The organism is Peptoniphilus raoultii (assembly GCF_900099555.1).
GTDB classification, from domain to species: Bacteria; Bacillota; Clostridia; order Tissierellales; family Peptoniphilaceae; genus Peptoniphilus_A; species Peptoniphilus_A raoultii.
Genome location: NZ_FMWM01000002.1, coordinates 1451702 through 1464175 on the forward strand (window position 1 = coordinate 1451702; position 12474 = coordinate 1464175).

The window sequence follows — 12474 nt, forward strand, 5'->3', positions numbered from 1 at the left end:
AGTAAGATTATATAAATAAATTAAATTATTTATTATGGATACATTGGTGGTCTTAATAAACCGGTTGTTTCATCTCTATCGAAAATAATGTTCATATTTTGGATAGCTTGTCCTGCAGCTCCCTTGCCAATGTTATCAATTACTGAAGAAATAATAAATCTCTTAGTTCTTGCATCGTAAGATGGGCTTATGCAGCAGAAGTTTGTTCCTGCTGTCCATTTAGTTTCAACTGGTTTTGATGCAGGATAAACGTGTACAAATGGTTCATCTTTATAGTGTTTTTGATATAATTCATAAAGATCTTCATTTGAAATGTCTTTATTTGAACCGGCATAAATAGTTGCTTCAATACCACGAATTTGTGGTGAAAGGTGTGGTTGGAAATTGATAAATTGCTTTTTACCTGTAATGTATTCAATGTTTTGTTCAATTTCAGGTGTATGTCTGTGTCCCCCGCCTAAAGAATAAGCACGGAAACTGTTTTCAGATTCTGTAATCATCTTGTTTAAGGTAGGTCTTCTTCCAGCTCCTGTATAACCACTCTTAGCATCAATAATAATAGTATTTTCAACTACAAATCCTTCTTTAAGGATTGGCATTAATCCTAATGTAGAAGCTGTTGGATAGCATCCTGGATTAGAAATAAGGTTTTGTCCCTTAGCGTCAGCTCTGTTCATTTCTGGGATACAATATACACAATTCCTAGTCATTTCAGGATATGTATGTTTAATTTTATACCATTTTTCATAAACAGCTGGATCACGGAAACGTAAATCAGCACCAAAGTCTATAAATTTCTTTCCGCCTTTTAAAACTTTGTCAGCTAATTCACAAGTTGTTCCTGCATCAACTGCAGCTAAAACCACGTCACTAGCTTCAATAATTTTTTGGATTTCTTCATCAGTTACACCCATGATTTCCATGTCATGGAATCCAGTTAATTGTGGGTGAACATTTTGAATCATGTCCCCTTTTGCAAATCCATCTGCCACCATTTGAAGTTCCGCATCTGGATAATTTACCATCAATCTTAGGAATTCGCCGCAAGCATAAGCAGCTGCACCTACAACTGAGTATTTAATCATTTTAAATCGTAGCTCCTTTCTACTCATATATTTTATGGAAGATAACAATTTGTTTTAGTCCACTTCCTTATTAGTATTTTATATCTAATATTAAATAATTTCAAGTTAAAATTCTTTCTTAAAAGTAATTTTTCCACTTATCTATTTAATAAAATAAAGAGATTGAAAATAAAAAAAGTCCTAGGTCTTTAAAAATGCTTGTTTAGACTTAGGAATTTTTTTAATTTTATTAATTTAACTTTAGTAAAAACTTTTGCTAGTGTTTAAGTGTTTTTAAGTTAATATTATATTTCTGCTTTAATATGCTACTTACAAATAAAAATATATCTAGCTCTCAATTAATTTTAAAATTTCTTTTTTTACTTTTTCTATGTTCATATCTTTTCCAGTCCAAATTTTAAAAGAAATTGCTCCCTGATTTATCATCATATTTATTCCATTAAAAGTTTTATAACCATATTCCTTACATTTTTTTATAAGAGGGCTTTCTAATGGTGAATAGATTATGTCATATAGAATTAAATCCTTCCCCCTTAGAATTTCAGGATTAATAGGAAATATTTTTTCATTTTTTGCCATGCCGCAGGGCGTTGCATTTATTAGTAAAGAACCTTTTTCAAGTTTTTCTCCAAAATATTTTTCATCTTTTGCAATAGTAATTTTTACATTAGGTATAAATGTTAAGATTTTTTTCTTGAAATTTTCTGCCTTTTCTAAATCCATTTCCTTAACTAAAATTTCCTCAGCTCCTGCCATTAGAATGGCTGTAATAATTGCCGAGCCTGCTCCTCCGCATCCCATAATGGCAATTTTTTTATTTTTAAAATCTATATTATTCTCTTCAAGGGACTTCACAAATCCCTTACCGTCAGTATTATAGCCTATGACCTTTTTGTTATCATCAATTAAAAGTGTGTTGCAAGAGCCTATTATTTTAACTTCCTCAGACTCTCTATCTAAATATTTTAAAATTTCGATTTTATTGGGGTAGGTAATATTTGATCCTTTGGCTCCAAAATTCTTTAAGGCTTCAAGGGACTCCTTTAACCTATCTTTTCCAGTTGGAAGACATAAATATACATAATCCTCAGCTTTGTCTTCAAAGGATAAATTATGCATAGCTGGCGAAAGGGAGTGGCTTATAGGATCTCCCAAAAGGCCAATAAGTCTTGTTTTTCCACTAACTTTCATTTTTTTCAGCCTCCTCTATTTCCTCTTTTAATAAATCTATAAGATCTTTTCCAAGGTCCTTTTCAAGATTGTCCCAAATAATTTTTGAATGATCTTTCATTTGACCATAAAGTTCTTCATCCACTTCAACGATTTCAAGCCCTGAATCTTTAACAATTTTTAGTCTTCCCTCTGCCCTTTCATCTGCTGCTTTTCTTGCCAAAATTTTTGCTTCATTTGCAGCTTCTTCAATTTCTTCTAAAATTTCTCTTGGAAGACTGTCAAGAATTTTTGAAGATCCAACAAGAGCAAGGGTATGAAGAAGGTGATTTGTATTTATAATATATTTTTGTTTTTCATAAATTTTTGAGGCCACTATAGCTTCAAGTGGATTTTCTTGAGCATCAATAGAACCCTGTTCAAGACCTATATAAACTTCTGACCAATTCATTGGAGTTGGGTTTGCCCCAATGGCTTTCCAAAAAGCTATGTGATTTTTATTTTCCATCGTCCTAATCTTTATTCCCTTAAAATCTTTAAGTCCTAAGATTTTTTTGTTGGAAGTCATAAGCCTAAATCCCTGGTCTGCAAAGGCAAGTAGTCTTATGTTTTTCCTTTCGTAATATTTTTTTAGCTGATCTTCAAGCGGACCATCTAAAACATTTCTTGCAACTTTTATATTCTTAAAAGCCACAGGAGCATCAAAAATTGCAGCTTCTTTTACAAAAGAAACTTGAGGCCCTGTTGTCCCCACTGCAAAAGTTATATTTCCGTTTTGTACGGCTTCTGTAATCTCCATATCAGAACCCAGCTGTGAATTAGGATAGGTATAGACCTTTATCTTACCCCCTCCCTTTTCTTCTAAAATCCTTGCAAACTCATCCATAAAAATACCCGTAACCGTATCTTCCTGAGAGTCGCAGGCAATATAAAATTCATAGGTTTTTGGTATATAGGCCTTTCTTCTATTTTCAGTTTTATAGCAGGCACAAAGACCAAGGCATAACAAAATCGCAAGTGCAAATTTTAAATTTTTTTTCATTTTCCACCTACCAATAAAAGAGAAATTTGTGGAATAAAGGTTATCAAAAGTAAGGCAATTATAAAAACTATAATAAAAGGCAAAGCCTTTACCATAATTTTTTCCAGGGGTAAATCTGAAAGCGATGATGCCACAAAAAGATTTACTCCCACAGGCGGTGTCACAAAACCTATTGCTAAATTAACAACCATAATTAGGCCAAAGTGAATGGGATTTATTCCATAAGATGAAATTATAGGCATAAAAATTGGCGTTAAAATTAAAATTGCTGGGCTTGTGTCCATAATCATTCCCACAAATAAAAGCAAAATATTAATTATGATTAAAAGACCAATTTTTGATGAAACTACATTTGTAATTAAATTTGAAATTACCAGTCCTGCCTTCATAAAGGCCAAAACTCTTGCAAAGGCAGTTGCACCAGCAATTATAAATAAAATTCCCCCATAAGTTTTAACTGAATCCTTAAAAATATAATAGATGTCACCTATTTTTATGGACTTATAAATAAATAGTCCTATAAAAAGTGAATAAAAAACTGAAATAACAGCTGCTTCCGTTGGTGAAGCAATACCCGAATAAATTGATCCTAAAATAATTAAGGGCGATAAAAGGGCAAAAAATGATGACTTAAAGAGATTCAAAAATCCCTTGATCCTAACTTTTCTTGAATATTCCTTTAATTTTTCTCTATCCTCTCCATTTTTAAGGCAATAATAATAAGCATATATTATTAGCATAAGGCCAAATAAAAGCCCTGGCAAAATTCCTCCAATAAATAAATCGGAAACCGAAAGACCGGCTGACTGTCCATAAAAAATTAATGGAATAGAAGGGGGAATAATTACTCCTAAAGCACCAGCACATGCTACAAGAGCGGTCGCAAAGGATTTATCATAGCCAAATTCTGTCATAATAGGAATTGTCATAGAACCAACTGCAGCACAGGTCGCTGGACCTGAACCTGAAATTGCTCCATAAAATAGACAGGTTATAACTGTTGCAATTGGAAGACCTGCTCTTTTGTCCGCTATAAAATATGAAAAAAATTCAAAAATTTTGTCTGAAATTTTTCCCCTTGCCATAATATTTCCCGAAAGAATGAACATAGGTACTGCCATGAGGGGAAAGGAATTTACTCCTGAAATCATAGCACGAATAATATAGGCAGTGTCTGCTGGAAACCAGGGGTTAAGTAGATTGGGTAGTATTCCCAAAAAACACAGGACCATGGCTATAGGAATTCCCAAAAAAACAAGTATTAAAAAAAGTCCAAAAATTATTCCTAAATTCATTTTCTAAGCTCCCAAATTTTTTGAAAAGTCCTAAAAAGACTTAAGATTATGGATAAAAAAATAAGAAGATGGAGATAGATTATAGGCATACCCATGGCTGAAGACCTTTGACCGCTTAAAAGAGAATTTTTAACTATTTCTAGGGTAAATAGAGATAAAATTCCAAATAAAAAGACCATAAAATAAAGGCTTAGCTTCTTTATAAAGTCTGAACATTTATAAGTCATACGGTTTAAAAAAAAGTCTACTCTTATGGATAAACCCTTTTTTATAGAATAGGGTATAGACATAAAAGCTGACCAAATTAACATATACCTCACAAACTCTTCTGACCAAGAAAGTGAATTATTAAAAATGTATCTTGCCACAATTTGAACTCCCAAAACAAGAGTCATTAAAAATAAGATGACAATTAAAATTATTTCTTCAAATTTATCGTCTAAAAATTTTAACATAAAACTCCTAATATTTGTATTTTAATAGTTCCTTAATAAGAATTTTATTGGCACAAATAACACCAGAAATCCTTTCAAGGCTCAAATCTTCTCCGTGAAAATTTAAAACCAATCCGCCCGCTTCTTTTATCAGCAAAAGTCCAGCCGCATAGTCCCAAAGCTTTAAATCCTCTTCCAAATATCCATCAGTTCTACCTGCTGCCACATAACACATTTCAAGAGCAGCTGAACCGATTCTTCTAAAGCCTTGGCTGGTAATGAATATATCCTTAATCATTTCAAAAGTTTCTTCTGCTCTACCAATTCTTGCTCCTCCTGCCCCAAGACCAATAATAGAACTTTTAATATCGAGGGTTTTTGAAACAGAAATTTTTTTGTCATTTAAGTAGGCTCCCCCTCCTCTAATTGCCCAAAATAGTTCCTTGGCATGAGGCTCATAAACAAGGCCCAGCAAAAGCTCTCCCCCCTTTGCTAAGGCAAGAGAAATTGTTGAGTGCTTGTAATCATGGATTAAATTTGTTGTCCCGTCACAAGGATCAAGAATCCATAAAAAATCTCCTAAATCTATGCCCTCATTATCCTTTTCTTCGGCATAAAATTTGGCATCTGGCAAAATTTCCGCCAGCTTTTTCCTTAAAAATTCTTGAACTTTAAGGTCAACTTCTGTTACAAAATTATTTCTTGACTTGACCTTAATTTTTGCTCTCTCATCTTCATCTGCAAAAAAATCTGCAGCCTCAATTAAAAAAGGCCTACATTTTTCTTTTATATTTATTAAATCCTCTTTAGTAAAATTCAAAATAGTCACCCTCAATTTATCATCTCTATTCATTATACAGGATTTTAATTCTTTTTTCTTTCCATTATGTTGGAATTTAAAAATAGAGTTGCAGAACTTGTTAGGATTAAGGCTTCTACAAGATATGGATTAAATCTGTCCTTTAAAATTATTACAGATAAAAGGGAGCCAAAAATTGGAATAAAGAGCTTGTATACTCCCACCCTAGATGCTTTCCTATATTTTAGTAAAAGATACCAAATTACAAAGGCCGTCGAAGAAATAAAACCTCCATAAATTAAAAGAATAAGTCCCTTTAAATTCATGATGAAAATTCTATTAGCTGTAAAGAGACCAAGAATAATTAAAATGCCTCCCCCAAAGACAAACTGAAAAATTGAAATGTCATAGGTATTTTCATCTCCAGCCCACTTTCTCATAACAACAGTTCCAAGGGCATTTAGGGCAGTTGAAATTATTATAAATATTTCGCCTTTGAGGGAACTTTCCCCACTTTCAAGCCTTGACCCATAATTACATAAAATTGTTGCAACAAGGCCTAGAATTACACATATTAATTTTTTTAAATTAAATTTATCATCAGGCATCATAAAATGAGCAAAAATTAAAACCATTAAAAAATTTGTAGACTGAATTATAGAAGAATGGACACCAGTTATTTTGGAAAGACCATTGTAGTAAAAAATATATTGAATAGTAATTTGCAATAAAGCTGTTCCAATATAAAGAGTCGGTTTAAAATTAATAGGCTTTGATTTTTCCTCATCGAATAAAAACTTATATAAAATTACAATAAAACCTGCTATTACAAACCTGTAACCGGCCACCAGTGTCATTGCACCAGAATCTGTTTTTGAAATGTCAAAGGTCTTGTAGGTCATTTTAATCATTGGAATAGCAGAACCCCACAAAAGCATGGCAAAAAGTGCCATGATTTGTGCGGAAGTTTTATTTTTAAAAATCTTTTCCAATAATCTCTGCCCCTCCTCCTGAAGAAAGCTCCATTATCTTATAATTTTCATTAATTGTCCTTAGTTTATTTAAAATTTCCAAATTTTCCTTTGATGAAATAATAAGCATTGATGAGCCTGCTCCAGAAATAAAAATTGTCGCCTTATTTTCCCTGGCTATTTTTTCATAGAGATCAAAATCCTTAATTAATTTTTTTCTATAGGGCTCATGCAATTTATCGCCAAAAATTCCTATTAGCATTTCCATGTCGCCCTTTTCTATGGCTCTTGAAATTAAATTTGACCTTGCAATATTATAGACTGCATCTTCCCTTGTAACTTTCTTAGGAAGAATTGACCTTGCTAGGCTAGTTTCAAGTTCAAAATCTGGGATAATTAAAATATAGGAAAGTTTCTTTGAAGGATTTATTTTATAATAAAAGACCCTATCCTTTTCCATAGCTGAAATGACAAGACCTCCTAAAATTGCAGGGCCAACATTGTCAGGATGACCTTCAATATCTGTTGCAAATCTTAGGATTTCATCTTTTGAATATTTTTCTCCCAAAATAATATTAGCGGCGTAAAGACCTGCTACAATACAGGTTGCAGAAGATCCAAGTCCTCTTGCAATTGGCACTCCCGTCTTTATTGAAATTTTTACTTGGGGAGGAGCTTTCCTCTCCAAATCAAAAATATAGGAAAAGGCCTTATAGAACAAAGAATCTTTATAATCAATTTTTTCATCTGTTTTAACAAAAGTAAATTCATTATATAAATTAAGGCTCATACCCATGGCATCATAGCCAGGGCCAAGATTTGCACTTGTTGCTGGCACTTTAATTATCATTATTTTCTCCCAAAATTTCTTTAACCGTATTTTTAATTTCTTCCTTGTCGATAATCTTGTCTTGCAGCAATTTTTTCTTATCTAAGCTCTTTAAATTTTCAGGAACTTCGATAGATGTTTTTTTGTGGATTTTTTCAATTAAATCAAATTCATTTTCACAATTAATCTTTAAAGCCTCTCCTATGGATTTTGGAAACTTATAAGGAGATGCTGTTGAAGCAATAATAATTTTTCTAGGATCTCCGCTTTCTTCCCTGTACTTTTGGCAAGCTCCATAACAAACTGCTGTGTGAGTATCCATTAAATATGAATTTTCATCAAAAATTTGTCCAATTAAGTCTATTACTTCCCAATCTTCCATGTAATATCCTTTAAATTCTTCTAAAGACTTTAAAAGTTTCTCTGAGAGTTTATAAGACTTATTATTTTTAAGGTCTTCCATAAATTTTTTTGTTTCTTGTGGAGCCTTTAAAAATAAAAGTCTTTCCAAATTTGAGGAGATTAAAATATCCATTGACGGAGAATTAGTCTTATAAAATTCCCTATCTGCATTGTAAACTCCAGTCTTAAAAAATTCACTTAAGACATTATTCCTGTTGGAAGCCACAATAAAATTTTTGATCCTTAGACCCATTTCTTTTGCTAAATAAGAAGCTAAAATATTCCCAAAATTTCCTGTAGGAACCCCTATATTTATTTCCTCCCCATCTTCTATTTCCCCACTTTTTACAAGTTTATAGTAGGCATAAAAATAATAGACAATTTGGGGAACAAGTCTTCCAATATTTATGGAATTTGCTGATGATAATCTTATAGATTTTTCCTTAAAAAATTTTTCCAAGTCTTTGTCATTAAAAATTGTCTTAAGGGCACTTTGGGCTTCGTCAAAATTTCCCAGAATTCCAATAGCGTGACAATTTTTTCCTTCTTGGGTCATCATTTGATATTTTTGTACGATAGAAACTCCCTCTGTTGGATAAAAAACAATGATTTCAGTATCATCTAAATCCTTAAAAGCTGCAAGGGCAGCCTTCCCCGTATCTCCTGAAGTGGCGGTTAATATGGCAATTTTTTCTTGGCCCTTTTTTGCCATCTTTATAAAATAGGGAAGAAGGGAAAGAGCGAAATCCTTAAAGGCTGCTGTCCTGCCATAGTAAAGCTCCATTAAATAGAAATCATCTACTTTTTTAAGATCAAGACAATTTTCCTTAGAAAAATTTTCCTTAGAATAAGCTAAATTTATAGCATCTTTTAATTCATTCTCATTTAGATCATCAAAGATTTGCGAAATTATAGCATAAGCAAATTCCCTATAATCCATTTTTTCTTTTATTTTACTAGATAAATTTATTTTTTTTAATTCTTCAGGCATAAAAAGACCGCCGTCAGAGGCAATGCCCCTTAAAATAGCTTCTTTTGTTGATAAGGCCTTGTCATTTAATCTTGTTGAAATATATTTCATTATCCCCTCACCTGTCCACTTCCAAGGATTATATATTTGCTAGAAACTAAGTCCTTTAGGCCCACTGGTCCCCTAGCATGAAGTTTTTGAGTAGAAATTCCCAGTTCAGCCCCAAAACCAAATACTCCACCATCAGTAAATCTTGTTGAAGCATTTACATAGCAGGCTGCAGAATCAACTATTTGCGTGAATTTCATGGCATTTTCATAGTCTTCTGTAATTATAGCTTCCGAATGACCTGTTGAATATTTATAAATATGGTCAAGCGCTTCATCAAGAGATGAAACAATTTTCATGGAAAAAGCATAGTCCAAGTACTCTCTTCCATACTCTTCTTCATTTGCCTTATAAATATTTTTTAAAAGTTTTTGAGATTTTTCGCAGCCATATACCTTAATCTTATATTTATCAATTAAATTTTGAAGCTTTTCAAAAAAATCTTTTTCTACATCTTCATGAACTAGAAGACTTTCCATTGCATTGCAAACTCCAATTCTTTGAGTTTTTGCATTTTCAATTATTTTTATAGCCATATCAATCTCAGCAGATTTATCAACAAAGATATGGCAGTTTCCCACACCTGTTTTTAAAACAGGAACTTTTGCATTTTCCACAACAGAATTTATAAGGGAAGCTGATCCCCTTGGCACTAATAAATCAACATAGCCAACAAGCTGCATAAGCTCCCTTGAAGATTCTCTACTTGTATTTTCTATGATTTGCACTATATCTTCATTTAAATTTAAATTTTTAAGAGCCTCTCTCATAGCAGATGCAATGGCAATATTTGAATTAATCGCTTCCTTTCCACCCCTTAAAATTATGGCAGAACCAGCCTTAATGGCTAGAAGAGCTCCGTCTAAAGTAACATTAGGCCTTGCTTCATAAATTATGGCAATGACCCCCATAGGCACTGTTCTCTTTTCAATATTTAATCCATCTTCACTTACAAAGGCATAGTCACTTCTGCCTACTGGATCCTCTAAAGTTATAACCTTGTCAATTGACTTAGCCATATCATCAAGTCTTTGTTCATTTAAAAGAAGCCTGTCCATAAACCCCTCTTTTAAATTTACTTTTTTCCCATTTTCAAGGTCCTTTTTATTTTCTTCTAAAATGTGATCTTTATTTTTAATTAGGCAATTTTTTATTTCAGCCAGGATTTTATTTTTATCCCTATTTGACATTGTAAATAGGTCTCTTGAAGCCTGTTTTGCCTTTTTACCTATTTCTAGCACTTCATCTTTTAAAGAAAGTTCCAACTTCATCACCCTCCATGATTTTTCTAATTATATTAAAATCTTTTGCATTAGCGATTACAACTTCTGTCCCTTTTTCAAGGGCCATTTTAGCTGCATTTATTTTTGTAGTCATACCACCAACCCCAACATTTGATTCTGTTTCCTTGGCAAAATCTTCAACATCCTTTATGTTTTCCACTAGGGAAATTATCTTAGCATCCTTATTTTTTCTTGGATCATCCGTATATAGACCGTCAATATCAGAAAGCATAATTAAAAGATCAGCCTTGCAAAGTTTTGCAATAATAGCTGATAGGGTGTCATTATCTCCAAATTTAATTTCAAAAGTTGAAATTGTGTCATTTTCATTTACTATGGGAATTACATCCATGGCCGCCAAAGTTGAAAGGGTATTTTTTGTATTTTCATTCATATTTAGGTCTTTTTCAATATGTTTAGTCAGCAATATTTGTGCGGGTGAATAACCATAGTGATTTAAAGACCTATCATATATATTAATTAGGGCAACTTGACCGACAGCTGCTGCAGCCTGTTTTGTTGCTGTATCCTTTGGTCTTTCAGTAAGCTTTAATTTTTTTCTGCCAGCAGCAATTGCCCCAGAAGAAACCAAAATTACATTTATGCCATTATTTTTTAAATTTGCAAGTTCAAAGCATAGGTCATCAATTTTTGAAAGATTTATAGATCCATCTTCATGAGTTATTGATGAAGATCCAACTTTTATAACTACTGTCTTTATATCTTTAGTAAATTTTCTCATATGTTACCACCTTTAAATATCACTAGTGTTTTTTATAATATACTTAAAAAAAAGCCATTAGTCAAATGTTTAGACTTAATTTATTAATATTTTATGTAAAAAAATTGGCCTCTAGGGCCAACTTTTCTTTATCTTTTATTCTATTATTTTTGATACTACTCCTGATGCAACTGTTCTTCCGCCTTCTCGAATGGCAAATCTTAGTCCTTCGTCCATTGCTATTGGGGTTATTAGTGTTACTGTAAATGTTGCATTGTCTCCTGGCATTACCATTTCTGCTCCTTCTGGTAATTGGATGTCTCCTGTTACGTCTGTTGTTCTAAAGTAGAATTGTGGTCTGTAGCCGTTGAAGAATGGTGTGTGTCTTCCGCCTTCTTCTTTGGTTAGTACGTATACTTCTGCTTCGAATTTTGTGTGGGGTTTTATTGTTCCTGGTTTTGCTAGTACTTGACCTCTTTCGATTTCGTTTCTTTGTACTCCTCTTAGTAGTAAGCCTACGTTGTCTCCTGCTTCTGCTTGGTCTAGTTGTTTTTTGAACATTTCTACACCTGTTACTACTACGTCTCTTTTTTCGTTTGTTAGGCCTACGATTTCTACTGTGTCTCCTACTTTTACTGTTCCTCTTTCTACTCTTCCTGTTGCTACTGTTCCTCTTCCTGTGATTGAGAAGATGTCTTCTACTGGCATTAGGAATGGGTGGTCGATGTCTCTTGCTGGGGTTGGAATGTATTCATCTACTGCGTCCATTAGTTTTAGGATTTTGTCTCCCCATTCTCCGTCTGGTTCTTCTAGGGCTTTTAGGGCTGATCCTACTACTATTGGTGTGTTGTCTCCGTCAAAGTCGTATTCTGATAGTAGATCTCTTACTTCCATTTCTACTAGTTCGATTAGTTCTGGATCGTCTACTTGGTCTTCTTTATTTAGGAATACTACGATTTTTGGTACACCTACTTGTCTTGCTAGTAGGATGTGTTCTCTTGTTTGTGGCATTGGTCCGTCTGCTGCACTTACTACTAGGATTGCTCCGTCCATTTGGGCTGCTCCTGTGATCATGTTCTTTACGTAGTCGGCGTGGCCTGGACAGTCTACGTGGGCGTAGTGTCTTTTTTCTGTTTCGTATTCTACGTGGGATGTTGAGATTGTGATTCCTCTTTCTCTTTCTTCTGGTGCTTTATCAATGTGGGCGTAGTCTACGAATTCTCCTGATCCAAATCTTTTGTTTAGGATTAGGGTTATTGCTGCTGTTAATGTTGTTTTACCATGGTCTACGTGGCCTATTGTTCCTACGTTTACATGGGGTTTGTTTCTTTCAAATTTTGCTTTTGCCATTATTTTTCCTCCTAA

General features: G+C 33.2%; 12 protein-coding genes. All 12 read right to left on the reverse strand.

What is annotated here, in order from left to right:
• Positions 1-32: 32 nt before the first annotated feature.
• The 12 genes from argC to tuf all read right to left on the reverse strand — a co-directional run bounded on the left by argC (position 33) and on the right by tuf (position 12459).
• Entirely contained in the window at positions 33-1085 is a 1053-nt protein-coding gene (argC, locus tag BQ4446_RS07140) for an N-acetyl-gamma-glutamyl-phosphate reductase (RefSeq protein WP_071027919.1), read from the reverse strand.
• 327 nt (positions 1086-1412) lie between these two features.
• Positions 1413-2276 carry a shikimate dehydrogenase gene (aroE, locus tag BQ4446_RS07145; RefSeq protein ID WP_071027921.1) on the reverse strand — a complete coding sequence of 288 codons (864 nt, stop codon included), beginning with the start codon at positions 2274-2276 and terminating at the stop codon, positions 1413-1415.
• Entirely contained in the window at positions 2266-3297 is a 1032-nt protein-coding gene (locus BQ4446_RS07150; RefSeq protein WP_071027922.1) for a TRAP transporter substrate-binding protein, read from the reverse strand. Before BQ4446_RS07150 ends, aroE begins: the two co-directional genes overlap by 11 nt.
• Complete coding sequence (locus BQ4446_RS07155; protein ID WP_071027924.1) at positions 3294-4592, reverse strand: TRAP transporter large permease; 1299 nt, start codon at positions 4590-4592, stop codon at positions 3294-3296. The genes BQ4446_RS07150 and BQ4446_RS07155 overlap by 4 nt, the downstream gene beginning before the upstream one ends.
• Entirely contained in the window at positions 4589-5047 is a 459-nt protein-coding gene (locus BQ4446_RS07160) for a TRAP transporter small permease (protein ID WP_071027926.1), read from the reverse strand. The genes BQ4446_RS07155 and BQ4446_RS07160 overlap by 4 nt, the downstream gene beginning before the upstream one ends.
• 7 nt (positions 5048-5054) lie before the next feature.
• Complete coding sequence (locus BQ4446_RS07165) at positions 5055-5846, reverse strand: inositol monophosphatase family protein (protein ID WP_245149694.1); 792 nt, start codon at positions 5844-5846, stop codon at positions 5055-5057.
• 44 nt (positions 5847-5890) lie between these two features.
• Positions 5891-6817 carry a DMT family transporter gene (locus tag BQ4446_RS07170; protein ID WP_071027931.1) on the reverse strand — a complete coding sequence of 309 codons (927 nt, stop codon included), beginning with the start codon at positions 6815-6817 and terminating at the stop codon, positions 5891-5893.
• On the reverse strand, positions 6801-7646 hold the full coding sequence (gene thrB / locus BQ4446_RS07175; protein ID WP_083329059.1) for a homoserine kinase: 846 nt from the start codon (positions 7644-7646) through the stop codon (positions 6801-6803). The genes BQ4446_RS07170 and thrB overlap by 17 nt, the downstream gene beginning before the upstream one ends.
• Positions 7636-9108, reverse strand: a complete 1473-nt coding sequence (gene thrC / locus BQ4446_RS07180; RefSeq protein WP_071027935.1) for a threonine synthase — start codon at positions 9106-9108, stop codon at positions 7636-7638. Before thrC ends, thrB begins: the two co-directional genes overlap by 11 nt.
• A complete protein-coding gene (locus BQ4446_RS07185; RefSeq protein ID WP_071028365.1) occupies positions 9108-10370 on the reverse strand; it encodes a glutamate-5-semialdehyde dehydrogenase in 1263 nt (420 codons plus the stop codon). Before BQ4446_RS07185 ends, thrC begins: the two co-directional genes overlap by 1 nt.
• Positions 10348-11130, reverse strand: a complete 783-nt coding sequence (gene proB, locus BQ4446_RS07190) for a glutamate 5-kinase (protein ID WP_071027937.1) — start codon at positions 11128-11130, stop codon at positions 10348-10350. The genes BQ4446_RS07185 and proB overlap by 23 nt, the downstream gene beginning before the upstream one ends.
• Before the next feature lie 135 nt (positions 11131-11265).
• Entirely contained in the window at positions 11266-12459 is a 1194-nt protein-coding gene (tuf, locus tag BQ4446_RS07195) for an elongation factor Tu (RefSeq protein WP_071026522.1), read from the reverse strand.
• Positions 12460-12474 lie beyond the last annotated feature (15 nt).